This window comes from Streptomyces sp. NRRL S-244, from assembly GCF_000717915.1.
In the GTDB taxonomy this organism is placed as follows: Bacteria; Actinomycetota; Actinomycetes; order Streptomycetales; family Streptomycetaceae; genus Streptomyces.
Genome location: NZ_JOCX01000008.1, coordinates 277,794 through 296,635, shown reverse-complemented (window position 1 = coordinate 296,635; position 18,842 = coordinate 277,794). Strand labels below are relative to the sequence as shown.

Here is an 18,842-nt window from a genome sequence, read left to right as displayed (position 1 = left end):
CGATCATCCCTCGGGAGGGTCTCGGGCGCAGCCGCTCACCCCTGAGGTGTAGACGGTCCCCTACGTTGCTGCGGACCGGAGGCGGTGGATCCGCGGACCACCAGCTCGGGCAGGAAGACGAACTCGCTGTGCGGGGCCGGCGTACCGCCGATCTCCTCCAGGAGCGTACGGACCGCCGCCTGCCCCATGGCCTGCACCGGCTGCCGGATGGTGGTGAGCGGCGGATCGGTGAACGCTATGAGGGGGGAGTCGTCGAAGCCGACGACGGAGACGTCCTGCGGCACGCGCAGCCCCTGCTGCCGGGCCGCCCGGATCGCCCCGAGCGCCATCATGTCGCTGGCGCACACGATGGCGGTGCAGCCGCGCGCGATGAGCGCGGCGGCCGCGGCCTGCCCGCCCTCCAGGGTGTACAGCGAGTGCTGGATGAGTTCCTCGACCTCGGCCTCGTCGAGACCGAGCCGCTCCTTCATCCCGAGCCGGAAGCCCTCGATCTTCCGCAGGACGGGCACGAACCGCTTGGGTCCGACCGCGAGTCCGATCCGGGTGTGCCCGAGCGCGGTCAGGTGGGTCACGGCGAGCTGCATCGCGGCGCGGTCGTCGGGGGAGACGAAGGGGGCCTGCACCTTGTCGGAGAACCCGTTGATGAGGACGTAGGGGACGCCCTGCCCGCGGAGTTGGTCGTAGCGGCCCATGTCGGCGGTGGTGTCGGCGTGCAGCCCGGAGACGAAGATGATGCCGGAGACCCCGCGGTCGACCAGCATCTCGGTGAGCTCGTCCTCGGTGGACCCGCCGGGCGTCTGCGTGGCCAGCACCGGGGTGTACCCCTGCCGGGTCAGCGCCTGGCCGATGACCTGCGCGAGCGCCGGGAAGATGGGGTTGTCCAGCTCGGGGGTTATCAGGCCGACGAGCCCCGCGCTGCGCTGGCGCAGCCGCACCGGGCGTTCGTAGCCGAGCACGTCGAGGGCGGCCAGCACCGATTCGCGGGTGCCCGCGGCCACACCGGGCTTGCCGTTGAGCACGCGGCTGACTGTGGCTTCGCTGACCCCCGCCTGGGCTGCGATGTCGGCTAGCCGTGCGGTCACGGGATTGGACTGTACCGGTCCCCGGCTCACAACGCCCACCACGTGCACGCATCGGGCGGCAGGAGCACGGTCCGGCCGTCCGTCTCCACCGGGGCGCTGGACAGTACGGGGCGCCCCGGCGAGGGGAGTTCCAGCGGCTCGGAGCGGCTGTTGAGGGTGCAGGCGAACCCGGGCCGGGTGAAGAGGAGCACGCCCTCGGGCGCGGGCAGCCAGGTCAGCGGGCCCGCGTCGGGGGAGCCGAGGCCGGGCAGCGCCCGGCGCAGCTCCAGGGCGGCGCGGTACAGCTCCAGGGTGGAGTGCGGGTCGCCGGTCTGGGCGGCGACGCTGAGGGGGGCCCAGTCGGCGGGCTGCGGGAGCCAGCTGCCGGCCGGCCCGAACCCGTACGGGGGCTGCTCGCCGGACCAGGGCAGCGGGATCCGGCACCCGTCGCGCAGCCCGTCCTGTCCGGCGGAGCGGAGGAAGGCGGGGTCCTGGCGCACGGCGTCGGGGAGGTCGGCGACCTCGGGCAGGCCGAGCTCCTCGCCCTGGTAGAGGTACGCGGACCCGGGCAGGGCGAGCATCAGCAGCGCGGCGGCCCGGGCACGGGCCAGGCCCTGTGCGCCGCCGCCGTACCGCGTGACATGGCGTACGACGTCGTGGTTGGACAGCACCCAGGTGGTGGGGGCTCCGACGGAGGCGGTGGCGGCCAGGGACTCGTCGATGACGGTCCGCATCGCGCGGGTGTCCCACGGGCAGTTCAGGAAGCGGAAGTTGAAGGCCTGGTGCAGCTCGTCGGGCCGGACGTAGAGCGCGAGCCGCTCGGAGGTCGGCGCCCAGGCCTCGGCGACGCCGATGCGCGGGCCGTCGTAGGAGTCGAGCAGGCGCCGCCAGGAGCGGTGGATCGCGTGGACCCCGTCCTGGTCGAAGAAGGGGAGCGGCTCGGTGCCGATCAGGGTGGCCTGGGCGCCGCGGCCGATGTCGGGCATGCCGGGGGCCTTGACCATGCCGTGGGCGACGTCGATGCGGAACCCGTCGACACCGAGGTCGAGCCAGAAGCGCAGGACGGAGGCGAACTCCTCCGCGACCTCGGGGTGCTCCCAGTTCAGGTCCGGCTGCTCGGGTGCGAAGAGGTGCAGGTACCAGGCGCCGTCGGGGGTGCGGGTCCAGGCGGGGCCGCCGAAGACGGACTCCCAGTCGTTGGGCGGGCGCTCCCCGCCGGGTCCGCGGCCGGGGCGGAAGTGGTACCGGGCCCGGGCCCCGGCCGCGGGGTGGGCGAGGGCCTCCCGGAACCAGGCGTGCCGGTCGGAGGTGTGGTTGGGCACCACGTCCACGATGACCCGCAGGCCCAGCGCGTGGGCGGCCCGGACGAGCTCGTCGGCGTCGGAGAGGTCCCCGAAGAGCGGGTCGACGGCGCGGTAGTCGGCGACGTCGTAGCCGCCGTCGGCCTGGGGGGAGACGTAGAAGGGGGTGAGCCACACGGCGTCGACCCCGAGCCGGGCCAGGTGGGGCAGGCGCGAGCGCACCCCGCGGAGGTCGCCGACGCCGTCGCCGTCGCTGTCCGCGAAGGACCGTACGTACACCTGGTAGATGACGGCATCGCGCCACCAGCGGCCGCTTGCGGTGGCGTTGCTGGAAGCGCTTGCAAGCCGTGAGGCGGTCAGCTCATGGGTCATATCGGGGTCAACGCGCGTACATGCCCCCTGGTTGCGGCCTGGTTGCAGGCCTGCTCACCCGAAGGACGTTCGAACGAACAGCAAGCTGCGGCAACCGTCCGGACACACGGATGTAACGATCACCGTCTCTTGCAGAAAATTGCCGCAAGGTCTTTCGGTCAGCTTTCAGGCTTGTTACGTTCCCTGCAACTCGGGACCGCGAGGGCGCGGCCGGGATCATCGAAGGAGTTCATATGCGGCGTGGCATAGCGGCCACCGCGCTGGTCGCGACCCTGGCGCTCGCGGCGACGGCTTGCGGCGGTGACACCAAGGACGGCGGCGGCGAGACCAAGGCCGGCGGGGAGCTCTCCGGCACGGTCACGTGGTGGGACACCTCGAACGACGCCGAGAAGGCCAGCTTCCAGAAGATCGCCGAGGCGTTCACCGCGAAGCACCCGAAGGTCACCGTCAAGTACGTCAACGTCCCGTACGGCGACGCGCAGAACAAGGTCAAGAACGCCTTCAGCAGCGGTTCCGAGGCCCCCGACGTGATCCGCGCCGACGTCGGCTGGGTCGCCGACTTCGCCTCGCTGGGCTACCTCGACGAGGTCCCGGCCGAGACGGCCAAGAAGGTCGACGCCGAGTTCCTGCCGCAGGCCGCGGCCAGCGGCAAGTACGAGGGCAAGACCTACGCCGTCCCGCAGGTCATCGACACCCTCGGCCTCTTCTACAACAAGAAGATGCTCGCCGACGCCGGCGTCCAGCCCCCCAAGACCCTGGAGGAGCTGAAGACCGCCTCCGCCGCGATCAAGGCGAAGAGCGGCAAGGCCGGCCTCTACCTGCGCGGCGACGACTCGTACTGGTTCCTGCCGCTCATCTACGGCGAGGGCGGCGACCTCGTCGACGCGAAGAACAAGACGGTCACCGTCGACAACCCGGCCGGCGTCAAGGCGTTCAAGACCGCCCGCGACCTGGTCACCTCGGGTGCGGCGATCACCAACGCCACCGACGGCTGGACCAACATGCAGACCGCCTTCAAGTCGGGCGAGGCCGCGATGATGATCAACGGTCCGTGGGCCGTCGCCGACACCTACGCCGGCGACCAGTTCAAGGACAAGGCCAACCTCGGCGTCGCCGCCGTCCCGGCCGGCTCCGCCAAGGCCGGTGCCCCGCAGGGCGGCCACGACCTCGCCGTCTACGCCGGGTCCAAGAACCGCGCCGCCGCGCACGCCTTCGTCGAGTACATGACCTCGCAGGACGTGCAGGTGCAGTCCACCAAGGAGCTCAGCCTGCTCCCGACCCGGACCGCCGCGTACGAGCAGCCGGACGTCAAGTCCAGCGAGATGGTCCAGTTCTTCAAGCCGGCCGTGGACAAGGCCGTCGAGCGCGCCTGGATCCCGGAGAACGGCTCCCTCTTCGAGCCGCTGAAGGTCGAATACACCAAGGCGATCACCGGGGCCTCCAGCCCGGAGGACGCGGCCAAGGCGGCCGGCGTCGAGTTCCGCAAGATCCTCAAGGGCTGGAAGTAGACAAGACGATGGCTGCTCACACCAGCCAGTCGGTGGCGAAGGCCGCGGGCGGCGACGGGGAAGACTCCGTCGCGGCCCGCGGCCGGAGCCGCAGGACTGACAGCGCGAAGCACGGTGGCCTGGGGCGCGCCCTCGCCACCCATTGGTACGCCTGGGCCATGATCGCCCCGGTGGTGCTCGTCCTCGGCGTGATCATCGGCTGGCCGCTCGCACGCGGCATCTACCTGTCGCTGACCGACGCCAACGAGCGCAACGTCGCCCGTACCATCGGCGCCAATCACATCGAGGCCACGTACACGTTCGTCGGCCTCGACAACTACGCGGACGTCCTGGCCGACCCGGTGTTCCTGCAGCGGCTGGTGTGGACGGTGGTGTGGACCGTCCTGTGCGTGTCGATCACCTTCACGCTCGGACTGGCCCTGGCCAACATGCTGAACCGGGAGTTCCGGGGCCGCGCCGCCTACCGGATGGCGCTCATCCTGCCCTGGGCCGTCCCCGGCTTCGTCTCCGTCTTCGCCTGGCGGTTCCTGTTCAACCGCGACAGCGGCATCCTGAACAAGATCCTCGACGGAGGCGGCATTTCGGCGATTCCGTGGCTCGACGACCCGACGTGGGCGAAGTTCTCGGTCGTCGCTGTCAACGTCTGGCTCGGCGTCCCCTTCATGATGGTCGCCCTGCTCGGCGGGCTGCAGTCGATCCCGGGCGAGCTGTACGAGGCCGCCGAGATGGACGGGGCCACGGCCTGGCAGCGGTTCCGGCACATCACCCTGCCCGGGCTGCGGTCGGTGAGCATGACGGTGATCCTGCTCTCCACCATCTGGACCTTCAACATGTTCCCGGTGATCTTCCTGCTCACGCGGGGCGGACCGGGAGACTCCACCGAGATCCTGGTGACCCAGGCCTTCCGGGAGGCCTTCGTGTCCAGCCCGCGCGATTTCGCGGGCTCCGCCACCTGGGGCGTGCTCATCCTCGCCCTGCTCATGATCTTCGCGCTGGTCTACCGGCGCTCGCTGCGCAAGCAGGGAGAGGTGTGGTGACCGTGACGACGACCAACGTTTCCGTACGCAAGCGGGGCGAGCGCTCCCCGCTCGCCTCCGCCGGACTGCACGTCACCCTGATCGTGGCGTCCGTGATCGCCGTCTTCCCGGTGCTGTGGGTCCTGCTGACCTCGATCAAGCCCGCGAAGCACGCCATCTCCACGGACTTCGTGAAGGAACCGACCCTGGAGAACTACCGCTACCTGGTGGAGTCGACCTCCTTCTTCACGTGGTTCGGCAACTCCGTGCTCGTGGCGGGCATCACCACCGTGCTCGGCGTGTTCATCGCCGCCACGACCGGCTACGCCGTCAGCCGGTTCAAGTTCCCCGGCATGAAGCCGCTGATGTGGACCCTGCTCATCACGCAGATGTTCCCGATGGCCATCCTGATCGTCCCGCTCTACAACCTCATGGGACAGCTCGGACTGCTCAACCAGCCGCTCGGTCTGATCATCACGTACCTCACCATCGCCGTGCCGTTCTGCGCCTGGATGATGAAGGGGTTCTTCGACACCATCCCGGTCGAGATCGACGAATCCGGCCGCGTCGACGGGCTCAACCCCTTCGGCACCTTCTGGCGCCTGATCCTGCCGCTGGCCAAGCCCGGCCTCGCCGTCACCGGCTTCTACTCGTTCATCACCGCCTGGGGCGAGGTCGCGTACGCCTCCGCCTTCATGGTCGGCGACGAACACCTCACCCTCGCCGGCGGCCTGCAGACCTTCGTCACGCAGTACACCTCCAACTGGGGTGCGATGAGCGCCGCTTCCGTGCTCATCGCCATTCCGGCGGCCATCTTCTTCCTCTTCGCCCAGCGTCACCTCGTCGCCGGGATGACGGCAGGCGCGACCAAGGGCTGACGCCCCTTCCGCGACCCAGGGCTGACCTCCCTGCCTGCCCCCTCTCACCCCCGGCCCGATCTCTCCAAGGACGACATGACCCAGCACCTCGCCGACGCACTGACTTCGGACAGTGGCCTTCCCACCACCACCGGCACCCGGCCCGGCTGGTGGAGAGAAGCGGTGATCTACCAGGTCTATCCGCGCAGTTTCGCCGACTCCAACGGGGACGGCATGGGGGACCTCGAAGGCATCCGCAGCCGCCTGCCCTACCTCAAGGAGCTGGGCGTCGACGCCGTCTGGCTCAGCCCCTTCTACGCCTCCCCGCAGGCCGACGCCGGCTACGACGTCGCCGACTACCGGGCCATCGACCCCATGTTCGGCACCCTGCACGACGCCGACGCCGTGATCCGCGAGGCGCACGGGCTGGGCCTGCGCATCATCGTGGACCTCGTCCCGAACCACTGCTCCGACCAGCACGAATGGTTCAAGCAGGCGCTGCGGGAAGGACCCGGCACCCCGCTGCGCGAGCGCTTCCACTTCCGCCCGGGGCAGGGGGCCGACGGCTCGGAGCCGCCGAACGACTGGGAGTCGATCTTCGGCGGCCCGGCGTGGACCCGGGTGGCGGACGGGGAGTGGTACCTGCACCTCTTCGCCCCCGAGCAGCCCGACTTCAACTGGGAACACCCCGCCGTCCAGGACGAGTTCCGCTCGATCCTGCGCTTCTGGCTCGACCTGGGGGCGGACGGCTTCCGGATCGACGTCGCCCACGGCCTGGTCAAGGCCCCCGGGCTGCCCGACCTCGGCCGCGACGAGCAGCTCAAGCTGCTCGGCAACCAGGTGCTGCCCTTCTTCGACCAGGACGGGGTCCACGAGATCTACCGTTCCTGGCGCAAGGTGCTGGACGAGTACGCCGGCGACCGCATCGGCGTCGCGGAGGCCTGGACCCCGAGCGCGGACCGGACCGCCCTGTACCTGCGCCCCGACGAGCTGCACCAGGCGTTCAACTTCCACTACCTGAGCACGGGATGGGACGCCGCCGCGCTGCGCGCCGCCATCGACGACTCGCTCGACTCGATGCGTCCGGTGGGGGCGCCGACGACGTGGGTGCTGTCCAACCACGACGTCGTACGCCACCGCACGCGCTTCGGCAGCCTGGAGCGGGCGCGGGCCGCCGCGCTGCTGATGCTGGCGCTGCCGGGGTCGGCGTACGTCTACCAGGGCGAGGAGCTCGGCCTGCCGGAGGTGACCGACCTCCCGGACGAGGTGCGCCAGGACCCCTCCTTCTTCAAGGAGAACGGCCAGGAGGGGCTGCGCGACGGCTGCCGCGTGCCGATCCCGTGGTCGGGCGACCAGGCGCCGTACGGCTTCGGCGACGGCGGCAGCTGGCTGCCGCAGCCGGCCGAGTGGGCGGGGCTGAGCGTCGAGGCCCAGACGGGCGACCCGGCCTCCACCCTGGAGCTGTACCGGGCGGCGCTGCGGATCCGCCGGGAGCGCGGCGACCTGGGCGCCGGCGACGCGGTGGAGTGGCTGGAGGCGCCGGAGGGCGTGCTGGCGTTCCGGCGCGGCGACTTCGTCTGCACGGTGAACACGACCGGGGAGCCCGTACGGATGTCCCCGCCCGGGACGGTGCTGCTGGCCAGCGGCGACGCGGCGGACCCGGCGGACCCGGGAGTCCTGGGCGCCGACACGGCGGTGTGGTGGCAGGGGTGACCTCCCCGCTCCGGCTGACGGACATCGCCGCGCAGGCCCAGGTCAGCGAGGCGACGGTCAGCCGTGTGCTCAACGGCAAGGCGGGCGTGGCGGCCGGCACCCGGCACAAGGTGCTGGCCGCCATGGACCTGCTCGGCTACGAGCGGCCCGTACGGCTGCGCCGCCGCAGCAACGGGCTGGTGGGGCTGTTGATCCCGGAGCTGACCAACCCCATCTTCCCGGCGTTCGCGCAGGTCATCGAGCAGGCGCTGGCCGGCCACGGGTACACGCCGGTGCTGTGCACGCAGACGCCGGGCGGGGCCACCGAGGACGAGCTGGTGGAGCAGCTGGAGGAGCGGGGGGTCACGGGGATCGTCTTCCTGTCGGGCCTGCACGCGGACTCGTCGCTGGACCCTTCCCGCTACCAGCGGCTGTCGTCGCGGGGCATCCCCTTCGTCCTGATCAACGGCTTCAACGAACACGTCAACGCGCCGTTCATCTCGCCGGACGACCGGGCGGCGGCGGACATGGCGGTACGTCACCTGGCGGACCTGGGCCACCGGCGGATCGGCCTGGCCATAGGGCCGACGCGGTACGTCCCGTCGGCCCGCAAGGAGGCGGGGTTCATCGCCGCGGTGCCGCAGGCCCTGGCCGAAGGCCGGATCCAGCGGACGCTGTTCACGGTGGAAGGCGGCCACGCGGCGGGCGGCGCCCTGCTGGACCGCGGCTGCACGGGCATCGTGTGCGGCAGCGACCCGATGGCGCTCGGCGTGATCCGCGCGGCCCGCGAGCGGGGCCTGCGCGTCCCCGAGGACGTCTCGGTGGTCGGCTTCGACGACTCCCCGCTGATCGCCTTCACGGACCCCCCGCTGACGACGATCCGCCAGCCGGTCCGCGCCATGGCCACGGCGGCGGTGGGAGCCCTCCTGGAGGCGGTCGCCGGCACCCCGGTCCAGCGCACGGAGTACGTCTTCCAGCCGGAACTGGTGGTGAGGGGCTCGACGGCCCAGGTCCCGGAGGACTAGGGGGCCAGAGGGTCAGGGGACCAAGGGGCGGGCATGGGCAACGTCTTGCCCATGCCCGCCCGGCCGTGAGGGACGTCCTACGCCGAGACCTTGCCGACGCCGCCCATGGGCTGCGTGTCGCGTTGGGTGATCTGCCAGAGCTGGCTCTCACGGTTGCTGACGTAGATCTGGCCGCCCGCGGTGTCCAGCGCGAGGCCTTCGCAGCTCGCCAGGCCGCTGGCCACCACGCGGTGCGAGCCGTCGGCCAGGGTGATCTCGTACAGGCGGCCGTTCACGTGGTCGAGGGTGAACGCCTTGCCGTCGCCGGTGAGTTCCACGCGGATGGTGCTCGCCGTGGGGAGGGTGGTCACGAGGCGCTTGGCGCCGTCGGCCAGGTTGACCTCGTACAGGTTGTAGCCGTGGTCCTTCTGGCCGACGTACGCCTTGCCCTTGCCGTCCAGCGCCACCGCGGAGACGCCGACCGGCAGGCCGGTGGCGACCGTGGTCTTCTGCCCGCTCTGCAGGTCGACCGCCGTCAGCTTCCCCTCGCTGTGGCTGACGACGTAGGCCTTGCCCGCCCCGTCCAGCGCGAGCCCGTACGCGCCCGGGACACTGGCGACCGTGCTGAAGGTGCCGGTGGACAGGTCCACGGCGGTCAGGCGCCCGTTGCCGTAGTCGGCGGCGTAGACCTTGCCCTTGCGGTCCAGCTTCACATCGCAGATGTCGCCCAGGCCGCTCGCGACGACGCGCTGCGCGCCGGTGGCGAGCTTCACCGCGGACAGCTTCTGGCCGCCCCGGTCGGCGACGTACGCCGTGTTCTGCGACGGGTCCACCGCGAGGCCCTCGGAATTGCCCAGACCCGTCGCGATGAGGGCGAAGCTCCGCCGGGTGGCCATGAGCTTCGACAGGTCTTCGAGCTTCGGCATGTCGTCCTCGCCGATGCTCACCTTCGGCGGTCCGGCCGCCTTCAGGGTCGACGAGGCCATGGCGGACGTCGAACCGGGGTTCTCGGCGACCTGACGCTGATCGGCGGACGCGTCATGGAATTTCTGGAAGAGGGGATTGAGAAAGCCCATGACGTCGAACGCCCCGTGCGCCGTCTGGCGCACGATCCACGGGTCGCGCTCGCTCTCCATTTTGCGGACGGCTTCCGAGACGTCGCCGGCTCCGGGGGTGTCCTTGCCGAGAGATTCAGCGGACTGTTTGGCGGAGTCGGCTCCGCTGCCGCCGCCGTCGAAGATGTTTCCGAATGACACGAGAGTTCCTCCTGATGTGGCTGTTCTGGCCTGACCGGTGGGTGGTCGCCTTTTCAGAGAGGCTGCTTCTGGCTCTCGTAATCGAGTGTCTCGGGCTGGAAGACCCGGTGTTCCCCGGTGCGGACGGCCACGATTTCGGCCGACCCCTTCTGCATGAACCTCTTGCCCTCATCGGCCAGATCGAAGTTGCCGCCGTCCTCGACGGAGTCGCCGAGTTTCCATGCGACGACCCGGGAGTACTTCGGCTCCTTGGCCTGCGGGGGAGTTCCCCTGACCTCCACCGGCTTCGGGTAGTACAAGGCGACCCAACCACCGAAGGTGACCGGGAATTCGTAGTCGAACTGCCTCACCTGGCGGCGGGTCGTGGCCATGACGTCCGCCCGGCTCATCACTTCCAGGCTGACCGACGACTGGTGTTTCCATTCGGTGGTCAGCGAACCGCTGACGGAGGCGGTGACGCCGAGCAGCAGGTCCGCCCACAGCTCACCGGTGCCCGTGGCGGTGGTCGTGGCCTGCGTCGTGCTCGTCGCCTCCGTCTGGGACTCCTGGTCGACGCCCTGGTTGTCCTTGCTGTTCTTCAGGGTGGTCTTCTGGTACTGCTGCATCGCCATGCTCTTCTGCATTTCCTGCTGGAGCGATGCGATGGATTTCGCCCCGAAGGTGAGCTTCACCTCGCCCTGGAGCGACCAGCTGACGGTGTTCGAGACGGAGAACTCGACCGTGTCCGTCACGGTTATTTTGACGGGGTCGGTTCCGTTGACGTACGTCTGCTTGGAGATCATGTCCGGCGGGGGCTGCGCGATGTCGCTCCGCTCCTCGACGACCGGTACGCCCATGTTCATGAACGCGCGCCACCCGCGCTCCTGCGCCGTCTTCTCGTCCTCGGGGAACTCGCCGTAGCGCTTCTTGTTCAACGAGAACCCGATGGGGCTGACCGGCTCGCCCCCTCCTTCGGGGGTCCTCTTCAGCGCGCCCCGCTGCTTGTTCCGCTCCAGGATGGCTTCGGCCTTGGCCGGGATTTCGAGCTCGTCCTGGTTCCGCGTGGTGAGCGGGTGGCGCATGAACACGTCGTTGATATAGGCCTTGCCCACATCACTCTTCGCGCTTTTCTCCGACATGTACCTGAGGTCTCCCTGAGTCGCGGAAATGAATGATCTTTCCGGTGCATGGTGAAACTACGCGGCCGGTGCAAGATGATCATCGAGCGAAAATGGTCATGGGGTGAAAACCGGACAACCCCCGTTCCACCTGCGGGGATCACCCTTCCGGCAAGGGCCGGACCGGCCCGTACCCCGGCGGCGCGGGACGTCCGGTGTGGCCGGATCCGCGGTCCCGGACCGCGTACGGGGCCGGGGCGGTCGGGAAGTGGCGGGGATGTGCCGCTGCCGGGGGAGCGTGTCCGGCGCGGGCCGGAGTCGGCCGTAGCGCGGCGGAGTTGGCCGGGCCGTCCGGCCTGGCAGTCCCACCTGTCCGGCAGGACACGCCCCGGAAACAATTCTGCAATCTCTTGCGCAAACTCTTGCAGCGCCCTTACCTGGCCCCTACGGTCGCTGGAATCCCCACCTCTCCCGCCAGGAGGCCCCCCCCGCATGCCTGCCAGAGCAGTCAGAGCTGCAACTCTTTTCGCCAGCACCGCACTTGCCGCGGCCGCCCTCACCGGCCCGGCCCCGCAGGCCGCCGCGGCGGCGCCCGGCGACAAGGACGTCACCGCCGTCCTCTTCGAGTGGCGCTTCGAGTCCGTCGCCCGGGCCTGCACCGATGCGCTCGGGCCCGCCGGGTACGGGTACGTCCAGGTCTCGCCGCCCCAGGAGCACATCCAGGGCCCCCAGTGGTGGACCTCGTACCAGCCCGTCAGCTACAAGATCGCCGGGCGGCTCGGCGACCGCGCCGCTTTCAAGACCATGGTCGACACCTGCCACGCCGCCGGGGTGAAGGTCGTCGCCGACTCCGTGATCAACCACATGGCCGCCGGCGACGGTGTGGGAACCGGGGGTTCTTCGTACACGAAGTACGGGTACCCGGGGACCTACTCGGGCTCCGACATGGACGACTGCCGGGCCACCATCTCCAACTACCAGGACCGGGCCAACGTCCAGAACTGCGAGCTCGTGCAGCTCGCCGACCTGGACACCGGCGAGGACTACGTACGCGGGCGCATCGCCGGATACCTGAACGACCTGCTCTCCCTCGGCGTCGACGGCTTCCGGATCGACGCCGCCAAGCACATGCCCGCCGCCGACCTCGCCAACATCAAGTCCCGCCTGACGAATCCTTCCGCCTACTGGAAGCAGGAGGCGATATACGGCGCGGGCGAGGCCGTCTCGCCCTCCGAGTACCTCGGCAACGGCGACGTGCAGGAGTTCCGCTACGCCCGGGACCTCAAGCGGGTCTTCCAGAACGAGAGCCTCGCCCACCTCAAGAACTTCGGCGAGGCCTGGGGGTACATGCCGAGCGGGCAGTCCGCCGTCTTCGTCGACAACCACGACACCGAGCGCGTCGGCGACACCCTCAACTACAAGGACGGCTCCGCCTACACCCTCGCCGGCGTCTTCATGCTGGCCTGGCCGTACGGATCCCCCGACGTGCACTCCGGGTACGAGTGGACCGACAAGGACGCCGGCCCGCCGAACGGCGGCTCGGTGAGCGCCTGTTACGCCGACGGGTGGAAGTGCCAGCACGCCTGGCGGGAGATCTCCTCCATGGTCGGCTTCCGCAACGCGGCCCGCGGCCAGGCCGTCACCAACTGGTGGGACAACGGCGCCGACCAGATCGCCTTCGGGCGCGGGGCCAAGGCGTACGTCGCCATCAACCACGAGGGCGCGGCCCTCACCCGGACCTTCCAGAGCTCGCTCCCGGCCGACGACTACTGCGACGTCCAGAGCGGGCGCACCGTCAGCGTGAACTCCGCCGGGCAGTTCACCGCCACCCTGGGAGCCGGTACCGCCCTCGCCCTGCACGTCAACGCCCGTACCTGCACCGGTGGTGGGACCACGCCCCCGCCGGCGGCCGCGGGCGCCTCGTTCGCCGTCAACGCCACCACCGTCCCCGGGCAGAACATCTACGTCACCGGGGACCGCGCGGAGCTCGGCGGCTGGAACACCGCCGGAGCCCTCAAGCTCGACCCGGCGGCCTACCCCGTCTGGAAGCTGGACGTCCCGCTCCCGGCCGGGACCGCGTTCTCGTACAAGTACGTACGCAAGGACGCCGCCGGGAACGTCACCTGGGAGAGCGGCGCCAACCGCACCGCGACCGTCCCGGCGAGCGGCAGGGCCGTGCTCAGCGACACCTGGCGCAACTGACCCCGCACGCCCCGCACACCCCGTACACCCGCACACCCGCCCCCACCGACCAGGGCCGCCCGGCGTCCAGAAACCCCGCCATCCGCCGGGCGGCCCTCATCCACGCGACACGTAACCAAGGAGACCCGCCTTGATACGCCCCGCCGCAGGAGTGCTCGCCGCCGCCCTGGCCGTGACGCTCCTGCCCGCCCTCCCGGCCGCGGCCGCCGCGCCGCCCGCCCCGCCGTCGGACGCGAAGCTGGCCGCCGAGCCCGCGCGGCACGACCTGACCCGGGAGCAGTTCTACTTCGTCCTCCCGGACCGGTTCGCGAACGGTGATCCGCGCAACGACACCGGCGGCCTGACCGGCAGCCGGCTGGAGACCGGGCTGGACCCGACGGACAAGGGCTTCTACCAGGGCGGCGACCTCAAGGGGCTGACCGACCGGCTCGACTACATCAAGGGGCTCGGAACCACCGCCATCTGGATGGCTCCGATCTTCAAGAACCAGCCGGTGCAGGGGAAGGGGGCCGATGTCTCCGCCGGGTACCACGGGTACTGGATCACCGACTTCACGCAGGTCGACCCGCACTTCGGCACCAACGCCGACCTGGAGCGGCTGATCGACAAGGCGCACGCGAAGGGGATGAAGGTCTTCTTCGACGTCATCACCAACCACACCGCCGATGTCGTCGACTACCGGGAGCAGTCGTACTCCTACCTGTCGAAGGGCGCCTTCCCCTACCTGACGAAGGACGGGGTGCCCTTCGAGGACTCCGACTACGCGGACGGGAAGCAGAAGTTCCCGGGCGTCGACGCCGAGTCCTTCCCGCGGACCCCCTTCGTGCCCGACGCGAAGAAGAACCTGAAGGCTCCCGCCTGGCTCAACGACCCGGCGATGTACCACAACCGGGGCGATTCCACCTTCGCCGGGGAATCCTCCGACCAGGGTGACTTCTTCGGCCTCGACGACCTGTGGACCGAGCGGCCCGAGGTCGTCAGCGGGATGGAGAAGATCTACGAGAAGTGGGTCAAGGACTTCTCGATCGACGGCTTCCGCATCGACACGGTCAAGCACGTCAACACCGGGTTCTGGACGCAGTGGGCCACCGCCCTCGACAAGTACGCGGCCCAGCGCGGCCGGAAGAACTTCTTCATGTTCGGCGAGGTCTACTCCGCCGACACCGCCGTCACCTCCCCGTACGTGACGCAGGGCCGCCTCGACGCCACCCTCGACTTCCCGCTCCAGGACGCGATCCGCGCGTACGCCTCCCAGGGCGCGGGGGCCCCGCGGCTGGGCTCCGTACTGGCCGACGACTACCGGTACACGACGGACAAGGCGAACGCGTACGAGCAGGTCACCTTCCTCGGCAACCACGACATGGGCCGCTTCGGGAGCTTCCTGAAGCAGGACCGGCCGGGGGCGGGGGAGCAGGAGCTGCTGGACCGGTACCGGCTCGCCAACGAGCTGATGTTCTTCTCCCGGGGCAACCCGGTGGTGTACTCCGGCGACGAGCAGGGCTTCACGGGCGCGGGCGGCGACAAGGACGCCCGGCAGCCGCTGTTCGGCACGCGGGTCGCCGACTACCTGGACGACGACCAGCTCGGAACGGTGCGCACCCACGCGAGCGATGCCTACGATCCGGGACACCCGCTCTACCAGCAGATCAGTGCTCTCTCGAAGCTGACGAAGGACCACCCGGCCCTGCGGGACGGCGTCCAGAGCGAACGATTCGCCGACGGCTCCGTCTACGCCTTCGCCCGGACCGACCGCCGATCCCGCACCGAGTACCTGGTCGCCGCCAACAACGCCGCCGAGGCGCGGACCGTCGAACTCGACGCCCCGGCCGGCGCCCAGTACCGCACCCTGTACGGCGGCACCGCGCTGCTGCGCGCCTCCGCCGCCGGCAAGCTCACCGTCACCGTCCCCGCCCTCGGCTCCGTGGTCCTCCAGGGCGCCGCCCCCCTCGCCGCCCCCGCCGCCAAGCCCGCCCTGACCCTCAGGGCCCCGGCCCCCGGCGCCACCGGGACCGTCGAGCTCTCCGCCGACGTCACCGGCGGCGGCCTGAACCGGGTCGTCTTCGCCGCCCAGACCGGCACCGGCAAGTGGCAGGTCCTCGGATCCGCCGACCACGCCCCGTACAAGGTCACCCAGCACGTCACGGCCCCGGCCGGCACCGCCCTGCGCTACAAGGCCGTCGCCGTGGACGCCTCCGGCCGCACCGCGAGCGCCCTCGCCGAGTCCGTCTCCGGCCAGGTCCCGCCCACCCCGGTCCCCACCGCCACCCAGCGCGACATCGCGGTCGTCCACTACCGCCGCCCCGACGGCGACTACACCAACTGGCGGCTCTACGCCTGGGGCGACCTCGCGGACGGCGAAGCCACGCCGTGGCCCGCCGGGCACGATTTCACCGGCCGCGACGCGTACGGCGCCTTCGCCTACGTCAAGCTCAAGCCCGGCGCCTCCTCGATCGGCTACCTCGTCATCGACAAGGACGGCAACAAGGACGTCGCCACCGACCGCACCCTCGACGTGACGAAGAGCGGCGAGGTCTGGCTGGAGCAGGGCAAGGAAGCGGCCACCACCGACCGCCCCGCCTACCCGCCCCAGGACCAGGCCAAGGCCGTCCTGCACCACCAGCGCGCCGACGGCGCCTACGAGGGCTGGGGCCTGCACGTCTGGACCGGCGCCGCGACCCCCACCGACTGGTCCAAGCCGCTGCCGCCCACCCGCACCGACTCCTACGGCGCCGTGTACGAGGTCCCGCTCGCGGCCGGGGCGACCAGCCTCAGCTACATCCTCCACAAGGGCGACGAGAAGGACCTCCCCTCCGACCAGTCCCTCGACCTGAAGGCCACCGGCCACGAGGTCTGGATGCTGGGCGGCCGGGCCCCCTACCTCCTGCCGCAGCCCGCCGGCTCCTCCGCCGCCCTCGACCTCACCAAGTCCGAGGCCATCTGGATCGACCGCTCCACCCTCGCCTGGAACGCCCCCGCGGCCGCCGCCTCCGTCCAGCTCCTCGCCTCCCGCGAAGGCACCGTCACCGCCGGGAACGGTGTCCTGCACGCGGACGGCGCCGCCTGGCTGCGCCTGGCCAAGACCGAGCTCACCGCCGCCCAGAAGCAGAAGTTCCCGCACCTGGCGACGTACTCCGCCTACTCCGTCGACCCCCGCGACCGCGACCGCGTACGCGAGGCCCTGCGCGGCCAGCTCGTCGCGAGCGCCCGCGCCGCCAACGGCGCCGTGCTGGCCGCGACCGGCGTCCAGCTCGCCGGCGTACTCGACGACCTGTACGCGAACACCGCGGCCCTCGGCCCGGTCTTCAAGGACGGCCGCCCCACCCTCTCCGTCTGGGCCCCCACCGCCCGCCAGGTCGCCCTCGAACTCGACGGCCGCACCGTCCCCATGCGCCGCGACGACACCACCGGCGTCTGGTCGGTGCGCGGCGAGCGCGGCTGGACCGGCAAGCCCTACCGCTACGACGTGACCGTGTGGGCCCCGAGCGCCCGCCAGATGGTCCGCAACCTCGTCACCGACCCGTACTCCACCGCCCTGACCACGGATTCCACGTACAGCCTGGCCGTCGACCTGGCCGACCCGAAGCTGGCCCCGCCCGGCTGGCGCGCCCTGCGCAAGCCCGCGCCCGTCCCCTTCACCTCGGCGCAGATCCAGGAGCTCCACATCCGCGACTTCTCGGTCGCGGACCGTACGAGCACCCACCCCGGCCAGTACCTGGCGTTCACGGACACCGGCTCGGCGGGCATGCAGCACCTGCGCGCGCTGGCCGCGTCCGGCACCTCCTACGTACACCTCCTGCCCGCCTTCGACATCGGCACGATCCCGGAGAAGGCCTCCGACCGCACCGAACCCGCCTGCGACCTGAAGGTGTACGCGCCGGACTCGCCCGAGCAGCAGGCCTGCGTGGCCGCGGCCGCCGCGAAGGGCGCGTACAACTGGGGCTACGACCCGCTGCACTACACCGTCCCGGAGGGCTCGTACGCGAGCGACCCGAACGGCACGGCCCGTACGGTCGAGTTCCGCAGGATGGTCCAGTCGCTGAACGGCGCCGGACTGCGGACCGTCATGGACGTGGTCTACAACCACACCGTGGCGTCCGGCCAGTCCGGCACATCGGTCCTGGACCGCATCGTGCCGGGCTACTACCAGCGGCTGCTGGCGGACGGCTCGGTCGCCAACTCCACCTGCTGCGCCAACACGGCTCCCGAGAACGCCATGATGGGCCGGCTCGTCGTGGACTCGATCGTCACCTGGGCGAGGGAGTACAAGGTCGACGGCTTCCGCTTCGACCTGATGGGCCACCACCCGAAGGCGAACATCCTGGCCGTCCGCCAGGCCCTCGACGCGCTGACCGTCGCCAAGGACGGCGTCGACGGCAAGAAGATCATCCTGTACGGGGAGGGCTGGAACTTCGGCGAGGTCGCCGACGACGCCCGCTTCGTCCAGGCCACGCAGAAGAACATGGCCGGCACCGGCATCGCCACCTTCTCGGACCGCTCGCGCGACGCGGTCCGCGGCGGCGGCCCCTTCGACGAGGACCCGCGCGTCCAGGGCTTCGCCTCCGGCCTGTTCACGGCCCCGAACGCCTCGCCCGCGAACGGCACCGCGGACCAGCAGCGGGCGCGGCTGCTGCACGCCCAGGACCTGATCAAGGTCGGACTGTCCGGCAACCTCGCCTCGTACGCCTTCACGGACAGCGCGGGGCGGCGCACCAAGGGGTCCGAGGTGGACTACAACGGCTCCCCGGCCGGGTACGCGGCGGCTCCCGGCGACGCCCTCGCCTACGCGGACGCCCACGACAACGAGACCCTGGCCGACGCCCTGGCCTACAAGCTGCCGCAGGGCACCTCGGCCGCGGACCAGGCCCGGATGCAGGTCCTGGCGATGGCCGTCGGCACCCTCTCGCAGGGCCCCTCGCTGTCCCAGGCCGGTACGGACCTGCTCCGCTCGAAGTCCCTCGACCGCAACTCGTACGACAGCGGCGACTGGTTCAACGCCATCCACTGGGACTGCCGCGAGGGCAACGGCTTCGGGCGCGGTCTGCCCCCGGCCGCCGACAACGGCTCCAAGTGGCTCTACGCGAAGCCGCTGCTGGCCGGCGCCAAGGCACCGGGCTGCGCCGAGATCACGGGCGCCTCGGCCGCCTACCGCGACCTGCTGCGGATCCGTACGACGGAACCGGCCTTCGCCCTCACCACGCCCGAGGCGGTCCAGGCGGCGCTGGCCTTCCCGCTCTCCGGCACGGACGAGACCCCGGGGGTGATCACCATGACCCTCGGCGACCTGGTGGTGGTCTTCAACGCCACCCCCGCGGCCCGGACCCAGCGCATCCCGGCCCTCGCGGGCACCGCCTACGCCCTGCACCCGGTCCAGGCGGCCGGCTCTGACCCCGCGGTCAAGCAGGCGGCGTACGACGCGAGGACGGGAGAGTTCACGACGCCGCCCCGCACGGTCGCGGTCTTCACCCGGAACCGGTAG

The 18,842-nt window shown here is 70.8% G+C and carries 11 protein-coding genes; 7 read left to right on the top strand and 4 right to left on the bottom strand.

Going from position 1 to position 18,842, the window contains the following annotated elements; translation table 11 throughout:
- Positions 1-35: 35 nt before the first annotated feature.
- Both IF02_RS0112400 and IF02_RS0112395 read right to left on the bottom strand, forming a co-directional pair.
- Positions 36-1,082 carry a LacI family DNA-binding transcriptional regulator gene (locus IF02_RS0112400; RefSeq protein ID WP_030156240.1) on the bottom strand — a complete coding sequence of 349 codons (1,047 nt, stop codon included), beginning with the start codon at positions 1,080-1,082 and terminating at the stop codon, positions 36-38.
- Positions 1,083-1,108: 26 nt separating this feature from the next.
- A complete protein-coding gene (locus tag IF02_RS0112395) occupies positions 1,109-2,734 on the bottom strand; it encodes a glycoside hydrolase family 13 protein (protein ID WP_030156239.1) in 1,626 nt (541 codons plus the stop codon).
- Between the two features lie 233 nt (positions 2,735-2,967).
- Between IF02_RS0112395 and IF02_RS0112390 the strand changes: the two genes are divergently transcribed.
- The 5 genes from IF02_RS0112390 (at position 2,968) to IF02_RS0112370 (ending at position 8,832) form a co-directional block, all read left to right on the top strand.
- Positions 2,968-4,242: an extracellular solute-binding protein gene (locus IF02_RS0112390; RefSeq protein WP_030156237.1), complete on the top strand. Its 1,275-nt coding sequence runs from the start codon at positions 2,968-2,970 to the stop codon at positions 4,240-4,242.
- 8 nt (positions 4,243-4,250) lie between these two features.
- On the top strand, positions 4,251-5,279 hold the full coding sequence (locus tag IF02_RS0112385; protein ID WP_030156235.1) for a carbohydrate ABC transporter permease: 1,029 nt from the start codon (positions 4,251-4,253) through the stop codon (positions 5,277-5,279).
- 2 nt (positions 5,280-5,281) lie between these two features.
- The gene (locus tag IF02_RS0112380; protein ID WP_030156233.1) at positions 5,282-6,136 is read left to right on the top strand and encodes an ABC transporter permease subunit; all 855 of its coding nucleotides are present in this window, start codon (positions 5,282-5,284) and stop codon (positions 6,134-6,136) included.
- Between the two features lie 75 nt (positions 6,137-6,211).
- Positions 6,212-7,828 carry a glycoside hydrolase family 13 protein gene (locus tag IF02_RS0112375; protein ID WP_030156231.1) on the top strand — a complete coding sequence of 539 codons (1,617 nt, stop codon included), beginning with the start codon at positions 6,212-6,214 and terminating at the stop codon, positions 7,826-7,828.
- Positions 7,816-8,832, top strand: coding sequence for a LacI family DNA-binding transcriptional regulator (locus IF02_RS0112370; RefSeq protein WP_234318172.1), 1,017 nt, complete (start codon positions 7,816-7,818; stop codon positions 8,830-8,832). The genes IF02_RS0112375 and IF02_RS0112370 overlap by 13 nt, the downstream gene beginning before the upstream one ends.
- A gap of 77 nt (positions 8,833-8,909) precedes the next feature.
- Here the strand turns inward: IF02_RS0112370 and IF02_RS0112365 are convergent, their stop codons facing one another.
- Positions 8,910-10,067 carry a PQQ-binding-like beta-propeller repeat protein gene (locus IF02_RS0112365; protein WP_030156227.1) on the bottom strand — a complete coding sequence of 386 codons (1,158 nt, stop codon included), beginning with the start codon at positions 10,065-10,067 and terminating at the stop codon, positions 8,910-8,912.
- A 53-nt stretch (positions 10,068-10,120) separates the two neighbouring features.
- Positions 10,121-11,185 (bottom strand): hypothetical protein, encoded by a 1,065-nt coding sequence (locus IF02_RS0112360; protein ID WP_030156225.1) that lies wholly within the window; start codon positions 11,183-11,185, stop codon positions 10,121-10,123.
- Between the two features lie 471 nt (positions 11,186-11,656).
- On the opposite strand from IF02_RS0112360, the gene IF02_RS0112355 reads away from it, so the two are divergent.
- Complete coding sequence (locus IF02_RS0112355) at positions 11,657-13,366, top strand: carbohydrate-binding module family 20 domain-containing protein (protein ID WP_030156223.1); 1,710 nt, start codon at positions 11,657-11,659, stop codon at positions 13,364-13,366.
- Positions 13,367-13,496: 130 nt separating this feature from the next.
- Positions 13,497-18,842, top strand: a complete 5,346-nt coding sequence (gene pulA / locus IF02_RS0112350; protein WP_037836105.1) for a pullulanase-type alpha-1,6-glucosidase — start codon at positions 13,497-13,499, stop codon at positions 18,840-18,842.

Bases quoted from the DNA above. Each gene is read 5' to 3' on its own strand.
- IF02_RS0112395 (WP_030156239.1), bottom strand. From the start codon at position 2,734: ATGACCCATGAGCTGACCGCCTCACGGCTTGCAAGCGCTTCCAGCAAC.
- IF02_RS0112390 (WP_030156237.1), top strand. From the start codon at position 2,968: ATGCGGCGTGGCATAGCGGCCACCGCGCTGGTCGCGACCCTGGCGCTC.
- IF02_RS0112385 (WP_030156235.1), top strand. From the start codon at position 4,251: ATGGCTGCTCACACCAGCCAGTCGGTGGCGAAGGCCGCGGGCGGCGAC.
- IF02_RS0112375 (WP_030156231.1), top strand. From the start codon at position 6,212: ATGACCCAGCACCTCGCCGACGCACTGACTTCGGACAGTGGCCTTCCC.
- IF02_RS0112360 (WP_030156225.1), bottom strand. From the start codon at position 11,185: ATGTCGGAGAAAAGCGCGAAGAGTGATGTGGGCAAGGCCTATATCAAC.
- IF02_RS0112355 (WP_030156223.1), top strand. From the start codon at position 11,657: ATGCCTGCCAGAGCAGTCAGAGCTGCAACTCTTTTCGCCAGCACCGCA.